Origin of the sequence: Cobetia sp. 29-18-1 (assembly GCF_029846405.1) — a bacterium.
Lineage (GTDB): Bacteria > Pseudomonadota > Gammaproteobacteria > Pseudomonadales > Halomonadaceae > Cobetia > Cobetia amphilecti.
The window spans coordinates 273,199-292,767 of the sequence record NZ_JARWKS010000001.1; the positions used below are offsets into that span (position 1 = coordinate 273,199).

14 protein-coding genes are annotated in these 19,569 nt (G+C 65.2%); 8 read left to right on the top strand and 6 right to left on the bottom strand.

Translation table 11 applies throughout. From position 1 onward, the window contains the following. Positions 1-116: 116 nt before the first annotated feature. Positions 117-1,400 carry an aromatic ring-hydroxylating dioxygenase subunit alpha gene (locus tag QD208_RS01165; protein WP_279835329.1) on the bottom strand — a complete coding sequence of 428 codons (1,284 nt, stop codon included), beginning with the start codon at positions 1,398-1,400 and terminating at the stop codon, positions 117-119. Between the two features lie 619 nt (positions 1,401-2,019). On the opposite strand from QD208_RS01165, the gene QD208_RS01170 reads away from it, so the two are divergent. Together QD208_RS01170 and nhaC are read left to right on the top strand one after the other, a co-directional pair. Further along, positions 2,020-3,129 carry a hybrid-cluster NAD(P)-dependent oxidoreductase gene (locus tag QD208_RS01170; RefSeq protein WP_279835331.1) on the top strand — a complete coding sequence of 370 codons (1,110 nt, stop codon included), beginning with the start codon at positions 2,020-2,022 and terminating at the stop codon, positions 3,127-3,129. 198 nt (positions 3,130-3,327) lie between these two features. Further along, the gene (gene nhaC, locus QD208_RS01175; protein WP_279835332.1) at positions 3,328-4,860 is read left to right on the top strand and encodes a Na+/H+ antiporter NhaC; all 1,533 of its coding nucleotides are present in this window, start codon (positions 3,328-3,330) and stop codon (positions 4,858-4,860) included. A 559-nt stretch (positions 4,861-5,419) separates the two neighbouring features. Here the strand turns inward: nhaC and QD208_RS01180 are convergent. After that, the gene (locus tag QD208_RS01180) at positions 5,420-6,310 is read right to left on the bottom strand and encodes an AEC family transporter (RefSeq protein ID WP_054555340.1); all 891 of its coding nucleotides are present in this window, start codon (positions 6,308-6,310) and stop codon (positions 5,420-5,422) included. Between the two features lie 372 nt (positions 6,311-6,682). Here QD208_RS01180 and glyA point away from each other — a divergent pair, with 372 nt between their 5' ends. The 6 genes from glyA to purU all read left to right on the top strand — a co-directional run bounded on the left by glyA (position 6,683) and on the right by purU (position 14,639). Then, positions 6,683-7,993: a serine hydroxymethyltransferase gene (gene glyA, locus QD208_RS01185; protein WP_043333140.1), complete on the top strand. Its 1,311-nt coding sequence runs from the start codon at positions 6,683-6,685 to the stop codon at positions 7,991-7,993. Between the two features lie 141 nt (positions 7,994-8,134). Continuing rightward, the gene (locus tag QD208_RS01190) at positions 8,135-9,385 is read left to right on the top strand and encodes a sarcosine oxidase subunit beta family protein (RefSeq protein ID WP_279835334.1); all 1,251 of its coding nucleotides are present in this window, start codon (positions 8,135-8,137) and stop codon (positions 9,383-9,385) included. A 25-nt stretch (positions 9,386-9,410) separates the two neighbouring features. After that, on the top strand, positions 9,411-9,737 hold the full coding sequence (locus QD208_RS01195; RefSeq protein WP_043333138.1) for a sarcosine oxidase subunit delta: 327 nt from the start codon (positions 9,411-9,413) through the stop codon (positions 9,735-9,737). After that, complete coding sequence (locus QD208_RS01200; protein WP_279835336.1) at positions 9,734-12,841, top strand: sarcosine oxidase subunit alpha family protein; 3,108 nt, start codon at positions 9,734-9,736, stop codon at positions 12,839-12,841. Before QD208_RS01195 ends, QD208_RS01200 begins: the two co-directional genes overlap by 4 nt. Further along, positions 12,834-13,535 (top strand): sarcosine oxidase subunit gamma family protein, encoded by a 702-nt coding sequence (gene soxG, locus QD208_RS01205; protein WP_279835338.1) that lies wholly within the window; start codon positions 12,834-12,836, stop codon positions 13,533-13,535. Before QD208_RS01200 ends, soxG begins: the two co-directional genes overlap by 8 nt. Positions 13,536-13,763: 228 nt before the next feature. After that, positions 13,764-14,639 (top strand): formyltetrahydrofolate deformylase, encoded by an 876-nt coding sequence (purU, locus tag QD208_RS01210; RefSeq protein ID WP_054555342.1) that lies wholly within the window; start codon positions 13,764-13,766, stop codon positions 14,637-14,639. A gap of 115 nt (positions 14,640-14,754) precedes the next feature. Here the strand turns inward: purU and fhuB are convergent, their stop codons facing one another. From fhuB to QD208_RS01230, 4 genes are all read right to left on the bottom strand, one after another. Further along, entirely contained in the window at positions 14,755-16,854 is a 2,100-nt protein-coding gene (gene fhuB / locus QD208_RS01215) for a Fe(3+)-hydroxamate ABC transporter permease FhuB (protein ID WP_279835340.1), read from the bottom strand. A 7-nt stretch (positions 16,855-16,861) separates the two neighbouring features. Beyond that, complete coding sequence (locus tag QD208_RS01220) at positions 16,862-17,866, bottom strand: ABC transporter substrate-binding protein (RefSeq protein WP_279835341.1); 1,005 nt, start codon at positions 17,864-17,866, stop codon at positions 16,862-16,864. Between the two features lie 8 nt (positions 17,867-17,874). Continuing rightward, positions 17,875-18,642: an ATP-binding cassette domain-containing protein gene (locus tag QD208_RS01225; protein WP_279835342.1), complete on the bottom strand. Its 768-nt coding sequence runs from the start codon at positions 18,640-18,642 to the stop codon at positions 17,875-17,877. Between the two features lie 99 nt (positions 18,643-18,741). Then, positions 18,742-19,509, bottom strand: a complete 768-nt coding sequence (locus QD208_RS01230; RefSeq protein WP_279835343.1) for an RNA polymerase sigma factor — start codon at positions 19,507-19,509, stop codon at positions 18,742-18,744. Positions 19,510-19,569: the final 60 nt, after the last annotated feature.

The window sequence follows — 19,569 nt, forward strand, 5'->3', positions numbered from 1 at the left end:
GACCCGCCTTCGGCGTGTTGCCCGGGTGAAAGCCAAAAAAACCCGCCACCGGCTTGCCGGTGGCGGGTTTTTTCTTGCCTGTCTTTCAGAGCCTCAGGTTTCGAGGACTCAAGCCCTCAGGCCAGCTGCAGATGCGGCTCCTGCTGTTCCTTGAGCGCTTCCTGCATGCGCTCGGCATACCAGTCGACGAAGTCGACGACACCGAACTCGAAGGTCGCCGAGTAGGGGCCGGGCTGATAGGCGCTGGAGTTGACGCCGCGCTGGTTCTCTTCCACCAGCTGACGGTCCTGATCATTGGTGGCGTCCCACACCTTGCGCAGCTTCGCCAGGTCGTAGTCGACACCTTCCACCGCGTCCTTGTGCACCAGCCATTTGGTGGTCACGCGGGTCTTGAGGGGGCCGATCGGGTCGACCTGGAAGACCACGGCGTGATCGCCCATGAAGTGGTTCCAGGAATTGGGCAGGTTGAGGATGCGCAGCGAGCCCATGTCGGGGCTTTGCAGGCGACCCAGCAGCTTCTTGCACGCCGGGGTGCCGTCCGTGGTCATCGAGACGGTGCCTTCCAGCAGCGGCGTGCGCGTCATGCGATTGCGGCGACCGAAGCGCACCAGTTGATAGGGCACCTTCTCGGCATCCCAGTCGGCCTGCTTCTTCGCGACCAGCGCCTTGTAGGCATCGGTGGCACGCGGGTCATCGGTGTCATCGAATTCCTGCAGGCTGTTGAGCAGCTCCGGGTGGGAGCCATCGCAGTGATAGCACTCGCGATTGTTCTCGATCACCAGCTTCCAGTTGCCTTCCTCGATGATGGAGGAGCTGGCCGCGACCTTGACGTTCTCCATGTCGTAGGGCTTGAGGTAGAACTCCAGCGTCTTGAAGAACGGCTCGCAGTTCTCGGGCTGCTCGGCGAGGTTGATGAACAGCATGCCGCCGGCTGAGCGCACGTGGACGGGGTGCAGGCCGTATTCACTGGTATCGAAGGTGGTACCCATGTCAGAACCGGCGAACAGCAGGCGACCATCCAGCTCATAGGTCCACTTGTGATAGCCGCACACCAGCTTGGCGACCTTGCCACGCTCGGTGCTGCACAGGCGAGACCCGCGATGGCGACAGACGTTATGGAAGGCATGGATGGCCCCGTTGTCACCGCGCACGATGATGATCGGACTGTTGCCTACATCCATGGTCATGAAGTTGCCCTTGAGCGGGATCTCGCTGCTGAGACCGGCAAACAGCCACTCGCGCTCGAAGATCTCCTTCATGTCGAGATCGAACAGGCGCTGATCATTGTAGAAGGGCTGGGGCAGGGTGTAGCCGGGACTGCGGGCCTCTAGAAGCCGCGCGGCGGCCTCGCGTACCGCCTGACGCTGCTGATCCTGAGCGTGTTCCAGTAAGTCGCTCATCGCGGTGTCCTCGCACGGTCGGTAGGCGCCGGGAGCAGGGTCGCCTTGGGTTGAGTGAGTGTGCTGATCATTGTTGTTGTGAAGCCGGGACAGAGGGAACGAGTGAACAGACCATTGCCGGGCAGCACCGCGGGGCGACATCGGGGCCCCATGAGGGAGTGCCGATGCATCGCGCGGTGCGTCGTCCCGTCCTGGTCGGTTCGGGTGTCGAGGGCGGCGCAGGCAGAGTGCCGCTCGCTCGACAGGATAGTCAGCGTGGAAGTTCAGGCAGCCCGCATGACGTCTGAGTGGCATTGCCACGCATGGATCGCAGTGTGGCTGAGGTCAAGTCGCGACTTATGTCTGATGGCGACGCTCAATGATGTATTTCCGACGCCGGTCGTCTGCGCAGGGGCTTTGAGACACAGACAGGCGCAGCGATGAGGCGGGGGCAGGGCGCTGCGGGGGAGGGATTGGAGCGATCGGGCATGTTTCTGTCGTGCACGGATAAATGCTTGCCGGGCGCTGACTCGACAATCCTGAGCATGTCCCACCGTTGGCCGCGCACGCAGCGCAGGGTGGCCTGACACTGTCTCTTCAAGAACATGTCTCCAAGAACAACATGCCCAGCGAGGCCTTCATGAGCACCACTCTCAGCAACTTCAATCCGGTTACGACACAGACCTGGACCAACGGTCGACATAGCGTGCGCTGCGTGAAGGTCATTCAGGAAACCTGGGACGTTCGCACCTTCTGTTTCATGGCCGAACAGCCGGTGATGTTCTTCTTCAAGCCGGGGCAGTTCGTGACCCTGGAGCTCGAGATCGATGCCCAGCAGATCATGCGCTCCTACACCATCTCCAGCTCACCGTCGGTGCCCTACAGCTTCTCGATCACCGTCAAGCGCGTGCCGGGCGGCCTGGTCTCCAACTGGCTGCACGACAACCTCAATGAAGGCGATGTGCTGGCGGTGCACGGCCCGGTCGGCAACTTCAACTGCATCGACTACCCGGCGGAACGCATTCTGATGCTGTCCGGTGGCGTGGGCATCACGCCCTTGATGTCGATGGCGCGCTGGTACTTCGATACCAATGCCAACGTGGACATCTCCTTTGTACACAGTGCGCGCAGCCCGCGCGACATCATCTTCTGGCGTCAGCTCGAGTTCATGGATTCCCGCGTGCCGGAGTTCAACATGCACGTCATCTGCGAGCGCTTCGAGACCGGCCAGACCTGGTCCGGCTATCGCGGCTATCTCACCGACGCGATGCTCGAGATGATCGCGCCGGACTTCATGGAGCGCGAGATCTTCTGCTGTGGCCCCACGCCCTACATGAATGCGGTCAAGCATCTGCTGCGCAGCCACGGCTTCGACATGAGCCGCTATCACGAGGAATCCTTCGGTGCCACGCCGGTCGATGTCGAGGAAGAGGCCATCGTGCAGGCCGAACAGGCCGAGGTGCTGGCCGATGAGCTGGACCGCTCCGATCTCACGCGGGTCGAGTTCTCCGCCACCGGCAAGTCGGTGCAGATCGCCCCGGGCGAGACCGTCCACGCCGCCGCCGCCAAGCTCGGTCTGCATATTCCCAAGGCCTGCGGCATGGGCATCTGCGGCACCTGCCGGGTGCAGAAGGTCTCGGGCGAGGTCGAGATGGAACACAACGGCGGCATCACCGATGAAGACGTCGCCGAAGGCTTCATCCTGTCTTGCTGCAGCGTGCCCAATGGCGATGTGGTGATCGATTACTGATCCACAACCTGGCCTCCCGCCCTGCTGGCTTTCGCGAGCGATATTCACGGGCGGGCGCAGGCGCTGGATAAATGCGCTGGCTAAATGAGAGGACATGTCGCATTCGCGCGGTTGGATGACGCAGCCAGTCAGCCGCGACTTCCCGGGTCCCATTAGCGTTAGGGGTACAAAAAGTACAACTAACTAATGGAGCAAGACATGACTCGGGACGTGAAGACCCCACTACGGCCATCGCTCAAGATGGCCTGCCTGCCTATCGTGGCCACCCTGGCCGTTCTTGCATTGCAACTGTTCGTGTTCGGCGAGTTCACTCCGCATGTACCGCTGGTATGCGGTGTCGCCATCACGGCGCTGATCGGCTGGAAGCTGGGCCACGGCTGGTCGGCGATGGAAGAGGGCATGATGCGCATCGTGCGTGTCGGCCTGCCTTCCATCGCGATCCTGATTCTGGTCGGCATGACGGTCGGGGTGTGGATCGCCTCCGGCAGCGTACCGATGATCATCTACTACGGACTCAAGCTGGTCTCGCCGGAATACTTCCTGGCGGCGGCCATGCTGCTGTGCGCGGTGGTCTCGGTAGCGCTGGGTACCAGCTGGGGCACCGTGGGCACGGTGGGGCTTGCGCTGATGGGCATCGGGGCCGGCTTCGGCATTCCGCCGTGGTGGACCGCCGGTGCGGTGGTGTCCGGCGCCTTCTTCGGTGACAAGGTCTCGCCGCTGTCGGATACCACCAATCTGGCGCCGGCGGTGACGGGCGTGAATCTGTTCGCGCACATCCGCAACATGATGCCGACCACCATTCCCGCCATGCTGATCGCGCTGGTGATCTACCTGATCGCCGGCAACCTGCTCGCCGCTGGCCAGTCGCTGGATCTCGAGCGCATCACTGCCATCACTGCTGGGCTGTCAGGTGCCTTCGAATTCAATCTGTGGGTGCTGGTGCCGCCGCTGTTGGTCATGGCGCTGGCGATCGCGCGCATGCCGGCACTCCCGGCGCTGTTCGTCGGGGTGCTGGCGGGCGCCGTGGTGGCCTATGGTGTCCAGGGCGAGGCCATCAAGGCACTGTTCGGTTATATGCAGAGTGGTTACACCCTGAACACCGGGGTGAGCGAGATCGACAGCCTGCTTAATCGCGGTGGCCTGATGTCGATGGCCTGGGTCATCCTGCTGGTGATGATCGCACTGGCCTTCGGGGGGATGCTGGAGGTGATCGGCTGTCTGGAGGTGCTGTGCGCCGCGGTGCTGGTCAAGGTGCGCGGTATCTTCGGGCTGCAGGTCGCGGCCAGTTCCACGGCGGCGCTGACCAATGTCATCGCGGGCGACCCCTACCTCTCCATTGCTCTGCCGGGGCGCATGTACGCGCCGGTATTCCGCGGAGAAGGCTACTCGACGCTCAATCTGTCACGCTCACTGGAAGAGGGCGGCACGCTGATCTCGCCGCTGGTGCCCTGGAATGCGAGTGGTGCGGTGGTGATCAGTTCGCTGGGGCTGATGGCCGGTGGCGCGGGCATGGAGGGGCTGCTCTACATTCCGCTGGCCTTCGCCTGCTGGCTGTCACCGTTGCTGGGGCTGCTCTACACCCTGCTTGGACGCTTCATCATCCGGGCCGATGATGATGAGCGCGCCGAATGGCAAGCCAGGGGACATGCCGTGACAACGCTGGCCCAGCTGCGTCAGCAGCAGGCCGAAGGCCTGGCGGGACTGCCAGCCGCCACGCCCGAGGTGCGCTGACAGTCTGCTCGGCATGAGTGCTCTAAGACTTCATGCTCAGGTTCATGAGCAAGTCGACTCGCGCAGGAAGACGGCACAAACCATCTGGAGGTGCAGACGACTTCGGGGCTACCCTTCAGATGTTGCCACGTGAATGAGCGCATGCAGTGCAGGGGGCTCTGCGGGAAGTCCCGCCAGGCCATGCCAGGGTTCGCCCTGGTGCCATAAGCACAAGGCCCCGTTGGGCTGCATGCCCTCTTCAGCTGCGGGTCGAGAGCGGAGAGCGTTCACGTCAGGTCCACGACTGCCACTCCAGTCACGGGTTTGGTCAAAAGGGCAATGATGACACAGGGGAACGGTGCGCCACCTCCAGGCCGGGAGCGGGTGCCAGCAGGACTACAAGGCTGATCGTCGCAACAGGAAGCGCCGTGCTGCTCAATATCGGGATGGTGCAATACCGTCTTCTTCACGGCACGGCAGTTTCCGCAGGAAGGTGTCACACGACCACGCAAGCTCAGGCTCGCGTGGTTTTTTTGTGCCTGTCATTCACTGCGGGAAGGCTCTGGCGGCTTCCGTCGGGTCAGCCCAGTGTCGCCCCCATCGCCGCCAGCAGCATGGGCAGATAGAGGAAGGCGGCGAGCGTCGAGCAGAACACCAGCGTAGCGACGTACTCCGGTTCACGCCCGGCCTTCTGGGCGAACATGTAGTTGTAGACCGCCACCGGCATGGCCATCTGCATGGTCAACACGTGCAGCGCCAGCGGGGGCAGGTCCAGCAGGGTGCCGATCCCCCAGGCACACAGGGCGGCAAAGGGAATGCGCAGGACACTGAAGCCCACGCCCGCCGCCAGATTCTTGACACGAATGCTGGCCAGCGACACGCCCAGGGTGATCAGCATCAGCGGCACGGTGAAGCCGGAGATCAGCTCCAGGCTGTTGGCGACGAAGCGCGGCATGTGCACATCGCAGAGCAGCATGAGGGTGGCGACGATGCTGGCCCAGATGGTCGGCGAGCGCACCACGCTGCGCAGCGGGTTGCCGCTGGTGCTGGCAAGCCAGGCGCCGAGGGTGAACTGCAGCAGCGACATGGTGACCATGATGGTGATGGCGTAGGCGAAGCCGGCCTGCCCGAAGGCGTAGAGCGAGACGGGCAGGCCCATGTTGCCGACGTTGGAGAACAGCAACGGCGCCACCGCGACCTTCCAGGGCTTGCCGATCAGGCGCGCGAAGGGCCAGCTCAGCGCCAGCAGCAGGGCCATCACGGACAGTGTCGCCAGGCCCGTGCGCAAAAAGCTCGAGTTGTCGATCTCGGCGCTGCCCAGCGCATTGAGGATCAGCGCCGGCGTGCCGATGTAGAGCACCAGCCGGGTGACGAAGGCCATCGGGTAGTCGTTGCCCAGCCTGACCCAGAAGAAGCCGATGGCGGCGCCACACAGTACCGGTGCCATCACCGCCAGCAATTCCATCAGCATATTCTCAACTCCCTTCCCCAGGCGCGCGCTTGCATGGATCAGTCGTCATCCGGCGCCTGATCGCACGATATCGGTGTCTAGCATACCTGCCCGCAGGGGCTTCGGTGTAGCGCCAGTGGCGGGCAGCCACTCTTTGCAGCAGCTCTGTGCGGGCCATCGAGATGTCGCTTTTGCCTGCCGATGTCGCATTCGCGCTGCGGGGTGACGCTGACAAGCAGTTTGCCGCAGGGGGGCAGGGCTAGTATCGGGTCAAGACAGCCACTCAAGGCCTTGGCGCCGGCTGACTCGACAGGATTTAAGCGAACAGACGATCACTGATCACCCTTCATCGAACCACTCCAACAACAACGATCCGCTTACCGGAGGCGCGCAATGTCTCAGCAACATGGCTACACCCGTGATGACCGACTGGCCAGACTCGACCCTGCACTGGCCGAGGCCATCCTCGAAGAGACAGCGCGTCAGGAAGCGCATATCGAGCTGATCGCCTCCGAGAACTATGCAAGCCCGCTGGTGATGGAGGCTCAGGGCAGCCAGCTGACCAACAAGTACGCCGAAGGCTATCCGGGCAAGCGATACTACGGCGGCTGCGAATTCGTCGACAAGGTCGAGACGCTGGCCATCGAGCGCGCCTGTGCGCTGTTCGGCTGTGACTACGCCAACGTGCAGCCGCACTCCGGCGCCCAGGCCAACGCGGCGGTGTTCATGGCACTTGTCTCGCCGGGCGACACCATCCTCGGCATGAGCCTGGCGCATGGCGGCCACCTGACCCACGGCGCGGCCCCCAACTTCTCCGGCAAGCACTACAACGCCATCCAGTACGGCCTGACCGAAAGCGGCGAGCTGGACTACGAGGAAATGGAGCGTCTGGCGCGCGAGCACAAGCCGAAGATGATCATCGCCGGCTTCTCCGCCTACTCGCGCGTGGTCAACTGGCGTCGCTTCCGCGATATCGCCGACGAGATCGGCGCCTGGCTGATGGTCGACATGGCACACGTGGCCGGTCTGGTCGCGGCGGGTCACTACCCGAGCCCGCTGCCCTACGCCCATGTCGTCACCACCACCACCCACAAGACGCTGCGCGGCCCGCGCGGTGGCCTGATTCTCTCCGCCACCGGTGATGAAGCGCTGCACAAGAAGCTCAATGGCGCCGTCTTCCCCGGTCAGCAGGGCGGCCCGCTGATGCACGTCATCGCCGCCAAGGCCGCGGCCTTCAAGGAAGCGATGAGCCAGGACTTCGTCAGCTATCAGGCCCGCGTGATCGCCAATGCCCGCGTGATGGCCGAGGTCTTCATGGCGCGCGGCTATGACGTGGTCTCCGGTGGCACCGATGACCACCTGTTCCTCGTCTCGCTGATCCGTCAGGGCGTGACCGGCAAGGACGCGGATGCCTCACTGGGCCGCGCCCACATCACCGTCAACAAGAACAGCGTGCCGAATGACCCGCAGAGCCCCTTCGTGACATCCGGGCTGCGCATCGGCACTCCGGCCGCCACCACGCGCGGCTTCGGCGAGGCGGAATGCGAGGCACTGGCCGGCTGGATCTGTGATCTGCTCGACGCGCTGTCCACCGGCGAGAGCGCCAAGGTGGAAGCCGAGGTGCGCGGCAAGGTCGAGGAAGTCTGTGCACGCTTCCCGGTCTACGCATCGAACAGCGTGACCGACCCCGCTGCGCTTGCCTGAACAAGGCGCTGGCGAGAGACAACGATAACAACGACACATGCCGCAAGCGCAGAGACAACACTCGGGTGACAACAACAGACATCACTCGGGCGAGAGCACCGGACAGCGCTTGCGGTGGCAAAGATGTGAGGAGGGTGGCAAATGCAGCGTTACTCGGGATTCGGGCTGGTCAAGCATGCGCTCAGCCACCATGAGAACTGGCAGAAGGTCTGGCGTAGCCCAGAACCCAAGAAGGAATACGACGTCGTCATCGTCGGTGGCGGCGGGCATGGTCTGGCCACGGCCTACTACCTGGCCAAGGAGCATGGCATCACCAATGTCGCGGTGATCGAGAAGGGCTGGCTGGGCGGCGGCAACACCGCGCGCAACACCACCCTGGTGCGCTCCAACTATCTGTGGGATGAGGCGGCGGCGCTCTACGAGCACTCCATGAAGCTGTGGGAAGGTCTGTCCCAGGATCTCAACTACAACGTGATGTTCTCCCAGCGTGGCGTGCTCAACCTGGGCCACACCCTGCAGGACATGCGCGACATCCAGCGCCGCGTGAATGCCAACCGTCTGCAGGGCATCGATGGCGAAGTGCTGGACGCCCAGCAGGTACAGGAACTGGTGCCGGCGATGGACTGCTCGAGCCGTGCACGTTACCCGATTCTCGGTGCCTCCTGGCAGCCGCGCGGTGGCGTGGCACGTCACGACGCCGTGGCCTGGGGCTTCGCGCGCGGTGCCGACAGCCTCGGCGTCGACCTGCTCCAGCAGACCGAGGTCACCGGCTTCCGCAAGCAGGATGGCGCCATCGTCGGGGTGGAAACCTCACGCGGCTTCATCGGTGCCAAGCGTGTCGGCGTGGTCACCGCCGGCAACTCCGGGGTGATGGCCGAGAAGGCCGGCTTCCGTCTGCCGCTGGAATCCCACCCGCTGCAGGCGCTGGTCTCCGAGCCGCTCAAGCCGATTCTCGACACCGTGGTGATGTCCAACCACGTCCACGGCTATGTCAGCCAGTCGGACAAGGGCGACCTGGTCATCGGTGCCGGCATCGACGGCTACGTGGGCTACGGCCAGCGTGGCAGCTATCCGACCATCGAGCACACCCTGCAGGCCATCGTCGAGATGTTCCCGATCTTCTCGCGGGTACGCATGAACCGTCAGTGGGGCGGCATCGTCGACACCTGTCCGGACGCCTGCCCGATCATTTCCAAGACGCCCGTGAAGGGGCTCTATTTCAACTGCGGTTGGGGTACCGGTGGCTTCAAGGCCACGCCGGGTTCCGGCAATGTCTTTGCCTGGACACTGGCCAAGGGGCGCACCCATCCGCTGGCAGAACCCTTCTCCTATGACCGTTTCAACACGGGCAAGCTGATCGACGAACACGGCGCCGCTGGCGTCGCGCACTGAACCTGCCGTCAGGAGACGACCGACCATGATGCATATCTTCTGTCCCTACTGCGGCGAGCTGCGCGAGGAAGAGGAATTCCACGTCAAGGGCCAGGCGCATATCGAGCGCCCGAAGGACCCCGAAGCGTGCTCCGATGCCGAGTGGGGGGATTATCTGTTCTTCCGCAACAACCCGCGTGGCGTCCACCACGAGCTGTGGATTCACGCCGTGGGCTGTCGCAAGTATTTCAACATCACCCGCCACACCGTGACCTACGAGATTCTCGAGACCTATCGCATGGGCGAGCAGCCCACCATCACCGGTGAGACGAAAGCCGATCCGACCACGCAAGCCAAGGGGGTGAGCGCATGAGCCAGCAAGACAACCAGACCGCCGCTGCCCCGCGCCGTCTCGCCTCGGGTGGACGCATCGACCGCGCCACGCCGCTGACCTTCACCTTCAATGGCAAGCGCTATCAGGGCCTGGCAGGCGATACCCTCGCCTCGGCACTGATGGCCAACGGCCTCGACGTGCTCAACGCCAGCTTCAAGTATGCGCGTCCGCGCGGCCTGGTCGCCGCCGGTGCCGAAGAGCCCAACGCCATCCTGCAGCTGGGCAGCACCGAAGCCGGCCAGGTGCCCAACGTGCGTGCCACCCAGCAGGCACTTTACGACGGCCTGGAAGCCCACGCCGTCAGCGGCTGGGTCAAGGCCCAGAAGGACCTGATGAGCCGCTTCCTGCCGCAGGTCGGCAAGCTGGGCGGCAAGTTCATGCCGCCGGGCTTCTACTACAAGACCTTCATGGCGCCGGCCTCGCTGTGGATGACCTACGAGAAGTACATCCGCAAGGCCGCCGGTCTCGGGCGTTCTCCGCTCGAGGAGGATCCGGACATCTACGATCACCTGCATCAGCATACCGATGTGCTGGTGATCGGCTCCGGCCCGGCGGGCCTGATGGCGGCGCTGGTCGCGGCCCGCAGCGGCGCGCGCGTCATCCTGTGTGATGAGCAGGAAGAGCTGGGTGGCTCGCTGCTCTCCATGTCGGCGGACTGCCTCGATCAGACCCTGGACGGCCAGCCTGCCATCGAATGGCGTGACGCGGTGCTGGCGGAACTCGAAGCCTGTGAGGATGTGCAGCTGCTGCCGCGCACCACCGCCAATGGCTACCACGATCACAACTTCGTGACCCTGCACGAGCGCCGTACCGAGCATCAGGCCGATCTCGCGCCCTTGAATGCCCGTGGCGCCCAGCAGGCACGTTCCCGCCTGCACCGCGTGCGCGCCCATCGCGTCATCATGGCCACCGGCGCCCACGAGCGGCCACTGGTCTACAGCCACAACGATGTGCCGGGCAACCTGCTGGCCGGTGCCGTCACGACCTATCTGACCCGTTACGGCGTCGCCGCCGGTGACAAGCTGGTGCTGTCGGTCAACAACGACCACGCCTATCGCGCGGCACTTGCCTGGGCGGCGGCCGGTCGTGAAGTGGTCGCGATCGCCGATGCGCGTCCGGCGCCCTCCGGCGTGATGGTCGAGGCGGCGCGTGCCGCGGGCATCCGCATCATCGCCGGCGCCGCCGTGATCGAGGCCAAGGGCGAGCGTCGCGTGACAGGCGCGCGCATCGCGGCCATCGATATCGATGCCTTCAGCGTGACGGGGGCAGTGGAAGAGCTCGCCTGCGACACCATCGCAAGCTCCGGCGGCTACAGCCCGGTGGTTCACCTGGCGGCGCACACCGGTGCGCGTCCGGTATGGAGCGACGAGATCCACGGCTTCCTGCCGGCGCTGGGCGCACCGATGCTCAAGGGCTTCGATGCCTGCGGCGCCGCCAATGGCAGCTTCGCGCTGGAAGATGTACTGGTCGCGGCCTACGCCAGCGGTGTCGCCGCGGTGGAAGCCTGCGAGTTCGAGATCGCCCAGGCCGAGGCGCCTGCGGTCTCCGAACTTGCAGAAACGCCGATGCTGCCGCTCTATCAGGTGCCGCATGACAAGCCCACCGCACGTGCGCCCAAGCAGTTCGTCGACCTGCAGAACGACGTCACCGCCGCCGGTATCGAGCTCGCTACCCGCGAAGGCTTCGAGTCCATCGAGCACGTCAAGCGCTACACCGCGATGGGCTTCGGCACCGACCAGGGCAAGCTGGGCAACATCAACGGCATGGCGGTCGCCGCGCGCTGTCTGGGGCAGACCATCCCCGACACCGGCACTACCGTGTTCCGTCCCAACTACACGCCGGTGACCTTCGGCGCCATCGTCGGCCGTCACTGCGGCGAGCTGTTCGACCCGATCCGCTACACCGCGATGCACGAATGGCACGTAGCGCAGGGCGCCAGGTTCGAGGATGTCGGCCAGTGGAAGCGCCCCTGGTACTACCCGCAGGGCAGTGAGGACATGCATGCCGCGGTCGAGCGTGAGTGTCTGGCGGTGCGCGAGAAGGTCGGCGTGCTGGATGCCTCGACCCTGGGCAAGATCGACATCACCGGTCGCGATGCGCGCGAATTCCTCAACCGTATCTACACCAACGCCTGGGCCAAGCTGGGCGTCGGCAAGGCGCGTTACGGCCTGATGTGTCACGACGACGGCATGGTGATGGACGACGGTGTCACCACCTGTCTGGCCGAAGACCACTTCCTGATGACCACCACCACCGGTGGCGCGGCCTCGATCCTGGAATGGCTGGAGCTGTGGCACCAGACCGAATGGCCGGAACTGGACGTGCAGATGACCAGCGTCACCGATCACTGGGCGACCCTGACCGTCACCGGCCCCGAGGCGCGCGCGCTGGTCGGCGAGCTGACCGACATCGACCTTGACCGTGACAGCTTCAAGTTCATGGAAGTCCGTGAAGGGCTGATCGCCGACATTCCCGGGCGCATCTTCCGCATCTCCTTCACCGGCGAGCTGTCCTACGAGCTCAACGTGCCGGCCAACTACGGGCTGCATGTCTGGAAGCGTTTGTTCGAATGCGGCAAGAAGTATGGCCTCACGCCCTACGGCACCGAGACCATGCACGTGCTGCGCGCCGAGAAGGGCTTCATCATCGTCGGTCAGGACACCGATGGCTCGATCACCCCGGAAGATCTCGGCATGCAGTGGTGTGTCGGCTACAACAAGCCGTATTCCTGGATCGGCAAGCGTGCGCTGTCGCGCCCGGATACCCGTCGCGACGACCGCAAGCAGATGGTCGGCCTGATTCCGACACGCAAGAAGGCCGGCGATGAACGCATCGTGCTGCCGGAAGGCTCGCAGATCGTCTTCGACCCTGAGCATGCCATCCCGATGCCGATGGTCGGCCACGTGACCTCCAGCTACTACAGCCCGACGCTGGGGCATGGTTTCGCGCTGGCGGTGGTCAAGGGCGGTGCCAAGCGCATCGGCGAGACGGTGTTCCTGCCGCAGGCCGATGGCACGACGCTGGAAGCCGAAATCACCTCACCGGTGTTCTACGACAAGAAAGGGGAGCGCCAGCATGTCTGATGCCACCACACTCGACCCGCAAGCGGGTGCCGCCGTCGATGCGCAGCCGCAGGACATGACAAGTTCTCAGACGTCGGTGATCGACCAGCGCCCGACGCCCGAGGTCCACGCTCAGTGCGCCCGTTCGCCGCTGGCGCATCTGTTCACGGCCCGCGATGACGGCGATGCCGGCGTCGTGCTGCAGGAGAAGGCGTTTCTCGGTCACCTGACGCTGCGCGGTGACCCCGCGCAGCCGGGCTTCGCCGAGGGTGTCGAGGCGGCGCTGGGTCTGGCGCTGCCCTTGACGCCGGCGACCCTCCACCACAATGAGGGCGGTCGCTCTATCCAGTGGCTGTCACCGGATGAGTGGCTGATCCTGGTACCCGGCGAGGAAGCCTTCACTGTCGAGAAGGCGCTGCATGAGGCGTTGGCCGGTCGCTATCAGGTGGTCAACGTCAGCGGTGGCCAGACCGTCATCTCGCTGAGTGGCGACCAGGCGCGTCAGGTGCTGATGAAGTCGACGCCCACCGATGTGCACCCGCGTGCCTTCCCGGTCGGACGTGGCGTGCCTGCGGTGTTCGCCAAGGCGACACTGGTGCTGCGCCGCGTCAGCGAGAGCGAATTCGAGCTGGTGGTGCGCAGAAGCTTCGCCGATTACCTCGGCCGCTGGCTGCTGGATGCCAGCGAGGAATTCGGGGTCTGCATCAAGGCCTGAGATCTGAGGCCTGAGTGCGTCTGGAGAGATCTGCGTCTAGAGAGGTCTGTCGCAGGCGCGCGCAATGACCTGAATCGACTGCCAGGGGCCTTGCCCGGGCCAGGAGGCGGGCTTCAGAAATACTGAAGCCCGCCTCAATAATATTGGTTTGTCGCGCAGGGCCTCGGATGCAACCCTGACGTTGCTGCTTCCAACAATAGATAATCCTTACATGACAGGCACCTACGTATGCGTGATACCTGGATTCTGACCGCCCAATGTCCCAGCCGCATCGGCACGGTGGACGTCGTGACACGCTACCTGCGCGAGCAGGGCTGCTATATCACCGAGCTCAATTCCTTCGATGACCGCCTGTCGGGGCGCTTCTTCATCCGGGCCGAATTTCGTCCGCAGACCGAGGCCGGTGCCCTCGATGACGGCTTCGATGCCGCGAGTTTCGAGCAGGGCCTGGGCACGCGTGCCGCCGACTTCGAGATGGACGTCAGCCTGAGTGCGCCGGATGAGCGCATGAAGGTGGTCATCATGGTCTCGCGCTCGGACCACTGCCTGAACGACCTGCTCTACCGGCATCGCATCGGCCAGCTGCCGATGGACATCACCGCCGTCATCTCCAACCATCCGGACATGGCACCGCTGGCCGAGTGGCATGGCCTGCCGTATCACCACCTGCCGATCACCGCCGAGACCAAGGCCGAGCAGGAAGCCCAGGTATGGCAGATCGTGCAGGACACCGGGGCTGAGCTGGTGATTCTGGCGCGTTACATGCAGGTGCTGTCGAGCGACATGTGCGAGAAGCTCTCGGGGCGTGCGATCAACATCCACCACTCGCTGCTGCCGGGCTTCAAGGGCGCACGCCCCTATCACCAGGCCTACGAGAAGGGCGTCAAGCTGGTCGGCGCCACCGCGCACTACATCAATGATGATCTCGATGAAGGGCCGATCATCACCCAGGGCGTCGAGACGGTGGATCACGCCCACTATCCCGAAGACCTGATCGCCAAGGGTCGTGATATCGAGTGCCTGACCCTGTCGCGTGGTGTGCGTTATCACCTCGAGCGTCGCGTCTTCCTGCATGACAAGCGCACGGTGGTGTTCGGCAACTGAGCCCGGGCTGCGTCCGCCAGTTCACTCTGTTCATGAACTTCACCGACTCCACAAACGACGAAGCCCGCGACCTTTCGGTGGCGGGCTTCGTCGTTTGTGCGTGTGCGTATGCGCGTCAGCTTCTGCGCAGGCTCCACAGGAAGTAGCTGCCGCCGATCAGCGAGGCCATCAGGCCGGCGGGAATCTCGTAGGGCGACAGCAGCTGGCGGCCCAGCCAGTCGGCCAGCACCATCAACAGCGCGCCGCACAGCACCGCGCCGAGCATGTGCTCGCGGGCGCGGCTCAGCCCCAGCAGACGCGCCAGATGCGGGGCCAGCAGGCCGACGAAGGACAGCGGGCCGACGATCAGGGTCGCCAGCGCGGTGAGCACCGCCACCGCGCCCAGCAGCACCAGGCGGGCGCGGGTCACGCCGATACCCAGCGCACTGGCGCTCGCCATGCCCAGCGGCAGGATATCCAGCCAGCGCGCCAGCGGACGCACCAGCAGGACCGCGATGATCGCCAGCGCGAGCACGCCAACCGCCGCGGAGAGGCCCACGTAATAGGTGGAGCCGGACAGCCAGGCCAGAATCTGCTGACCGCGCGGGTCGCCATCGGCGAGGATGATGCCGCGCACCGCATCGTAGAGCGCCGTGATCGCCACCCCGCACAGCAGCACGCGTTCGGGAATGAAACCACTGCGATGATTGAGCACCACCAGCAGCGCCAGACAGGCCAGCGCCCCGCAGATGCCTGCGCCCAGCAGGGTCAGTTGCCCCGGCGCCGGGGCCAGCAGCAGCGTCAGCATCAGGGCGATGGCGGTGCCGCCGCTGATGCCGAGAATCTCGGGGCTGGCCATCGGGTTGCTGGTCAGGCGCTGCAACAGGGTGCCGGCCAGGGCCAGCAGCACGCCGGCGCCTGCCGCCGCCAGTACCCGTGGCAGGCGGAAGTCCAGCACGCTGGTCTGGCCGGCCAGCAACTGCTCGAGCATGTCAGCGCCAAGAGTCCAGCCATCGGCGCCATTGCCGACCAGCAGTGCCAGCATCAGGGCCACGCAGACCCCGGCCAGCAGCCAGCCGAGCAGGCGGTCGGGGCGGGGATGACGATGCGTCAGTGACATGCCGTGATGACTGGCGGGGCCAGCCCCCTGCGCCATCTTGAGGCGCGGAATCAGCCACAGCAGCAGCGGCGCGCCGAGGGCCGCCGTCATCGCGCCGGTCGGAATCAGGTTGGGCAGCAGGCCATCGAGACTGGCGACCACCTGGTCCGTCACCGCCAGCAGCAGTGCCCCGAACAATGGTGCCCACAGCAGGCGCTGGCCCAGGCGGCGCGCGCCCATCAGACGCACGCAGGCCGGCGCGGCCAGGCCGATGAAGCCGATGATGCCCAGCACGCTGACCACGCAGGCGCTGAGAAATACCGCCAGTCCCAGACTCATCAGGCGCAGCTTGCGCAGCGAGACGCCCAGGCTTCGGGCGTTGGCCTCGTCGAGGTCCAGCACCGCCAGCGGACGCATCAGCACCAGCGCCAGCAACATGCCCGGCAGCAGGCGGGTGAGCAGCGTGATCACGCCATCCCAGCTGTTCTGGGCCAGCGAGCCTGCGCCCCATACCAGGGTGCCGTGCAGGGCCTCCTGATTGAACAGCAACAGCACCATGCCCAGTGCGCCGATATAGAGGTTGACCACCAGCCCCGCCAGCACCACCACGGTCGGCGACATGCCTCGCGCCCAGGCCAGTGCGAACACCAGCCCCATGGCGGCCAGGCCACCGGCCAGTGCGACCCATTCACGGCCCAGCTGGAAGCCGTCTCCCCCAAGACCCGTGCCGGCCATCAGTGCCGGGGCGAACAGCGTCGCCAGCATCATCGCCAGACTCGCGCCACTGGCGACGCCGAGGGTGGTGGGCGCGGCCAGTGGATTGCGCAGCACCTGCTGCATCAGCACGCCGGCCATGCCCAGCGCGCCACCGGCCAGCAGCGCGCAGACCAGACGCGGCCACCAGCTGACATGCGCCACCAGCTGCGCAGAAAGCAGTGCACTGTCTGCCTGGCCGAGACTGGCCGCAGCGCTGAAGTCGGGCGAGGCCCACAGTGCGGTCAGGCCCTGCATCAGGCTCAGGCCTTCACGGTTGAGCGCGAGGCTGCCCAGCACCACCAGGGCCAGGGCCAACAGGCTGCAGGCCCGGCCCGGCGTGAGGTGCAGCGGGCGATGGTTTGATGCGGGACGAGTGCTCATGGCCTGCTCAGTGGTTGCCATCGGTGGTCTCCCCCTCAAGTGTCGCCTCATCATCAATCAGATGGCTGGCAAGCAGTGCGGCGAAACGATTGGCCGAGGGCAGGGCGCCGAAGCTCCAGACCGGCGGCAGGAACAGCGGCGCCGAGGCCTGGCTGTTTTCACGCACGCCGGGCATGGCCTGCCACAGACCGTTATGTGCCAGTGCCTGGTGTCCGCCGGGCGGCAACGGTTCCACCACCACCATGCGGCCCTTCAGCGTCACCAGCTTCTCGAGACTGACGGTGGCGAAGCCCCAGGCGTTGGTGTCCCCTTGCCAAGCGTTGTCGATGCCCATGCGCTCGATCACGGCCTGGAACAGGCTGTTGTCGCCGAAGATGCGCACATGGCGATCATCCATGAATTGCACCATCAACAGCGGCAGGGGCGATTGACCCTTGCGTGCCGCCTGCTGGCGCAGCGCGGCGTTGTAACCGGCCAGGCGAGCGGTGCTCAGGCGAATCAGCTGTTCGGCCTGTGGCTCGCGCTGCGTCAGCTTGCCCAGTTGGCGGGTCGCCTTGGCCAGTGTCTGCCAGGTGTCGGCGTCCGGGGTATAGATGGCGATGCTGGTGACCGGCGCGATGGCCGACAGGCGCGGAGCGAGGCTGGACAGCATCGGGCTGATCAGGATGTCGGCGGGGGCGAGGGCGGCCAGCTGCTCCAGGTTCGGCTGGGTGCGCAGGCCGAGATCCCGCGTGCCCTGCGGCAGCGCCGGTTGGTTCACCCAGCTTGCGTAGGTCGCGACCTGGCCCACGCCCATGGCGCGCACTCCGATTCCGGTCAGGGTCTCGGCCAGGGTCCAGTCCAGCGCCACGATGGGGCGATCGACGAAGCCGGCCGGTGGCCGGGCTGTCTCGGTCATCGCTGTCTGTTTCATCGCAGCCACGGCCGCCACTGCCTCGTCTTCCACTGCCTCCTCCGTTGCGGCAGAGTTGGCGGACCCCACCGCCAGCAGGCTCAGACTGATCAGTGCCAACAGCCACTTCATAGTGGCACCGCGATCTGCTGCTGGCTCTGCGGCGGGGTGATCACCTGCATCTCGACGCCGTAGATATCCTTGAGCGTGGCGGGGTTCATCATCGCGTCGGGCGCGCCCTCGGCCAGCACCTTACCGCCGTGCAGCGCCACCAGGCGATCGCAGTAACGCGCCGCCAGATTGATGTCGTGCAGCACGATGATGATGCCCAGCCCCAGGGTGTGGCTCAGGTGCGAGACCAGTTCCATCACCTCGATCTGATGGGCGATATCCAGCGCCGCCAGCGGTTCATCCAGCAGCAGGTAACGACTGCCCTGGGCCAGCAGCATGGCCAGCCACACGCGCTGACGTTCGCCACCGGAGAGAGTATCGACCTGCTGTTCGGCGAAGGCTTCGGTGTGGGTCAGCGCGATGGCGCGCTCGATGGCTTCTTCATCCTTGGGGCCGGGACGGCCGAGCAGGCCGTGCCACGGATAACGGCCGAAGGCGACCAGCTCGCGGCCGGTCAGCGCTTCGGCCGCCGGCAGATGCTGCGGCAGGTAGGCCACCGCCCGCGCGAATTCCCGACTGCCGAACTGCGAGAGCGGGCGATCGTCCAGCGCCAGCTTGCCACTGGTCGGCGTATTCTGACGCGCCAGCAGCTTGAGCAGTGTCGACTTGCCGGAGCCATTGTGGCCGATCAGGCCATGCACCTGGCCGGGGGCGAAATCGAGAGACTGCGTCTTGAGCAGGCAGCGCTCGCCGAGGTCAAAGCGCAGGTGGTCGAGAGTGAACATGAAAGCATCGTCATCCGTGGTCAGGGCGTCAGGCTAAGGGCGATTCATTCTGGGCGACATGACGCGGAGACGTTCGCCCATCCGTGCTCCGCGGGGCCATCAGTGCTGATCGCCTCTTGCTGTCGGGCTGTCATCACGCCGGCTTCTTCGTCGCGCCTTGCCGGGCGCGGTTGACGTGTGGTGCGCGGCTGACGGCGAATCCGCGGTGTCGTGTTGGCAGGCGGCACAGTCGCGGCTGACTTCATTGCGATAACAGCCCGCCGCGGCCAGGCGCATCTCGCAGTGCTGCTGCGCCTGGGTGACGTAGCGGCCCGCCATGCGCTCGGACACGCCGAGTCGCTCGCCGATCTCACGCTTGGTCAGGCCCTCGAGGCGATACCAGGTCAGGGCGAGGCGAAAATGGCCCGCCAGCTCGGAGAGTGCCGCATCGACGACCTGCAGCTTCTGGCGGCGCGCCAGGCTCCTCTCCGGGTCCAGATGGGCGGCCGCCACGCGCTCATCGCCCTCGGACACCGATTCGAATTCCGGTGCGCGGGACTGGTGGCGGTGATGATCGATGATCAGGTTGCGAGCGATGCGAAACAGCCAGGCGCGCGGGTTGGCGGGCCAGTCTCCGGTCAGGCGCAGACGCAGATAGACCTCATGGCTGATGTCTTCCGCCAGCTCATGCGAGCCCAGCTGGCGCACCAGAAAGCCGGTCAGTTCGTGACGATGCTCGGCAAACAGCTGGTCCAGCGAGTGACGGTATTGCTGTGCAGCACAAGCCTGCAGCTCAGCGGGCGTTTCAGCTTCTGGCCCGTGTGCGTCAGGCGTTCGCTCATCCGTGTCGCGATGAGGCCGAACTGGGGGCTTGGCGTGAGAGGACATCCACGGCTCGCAAAGAGATCTGTCGTGATGGGAGGGTAATGGTATTGTTGTTACGAATCA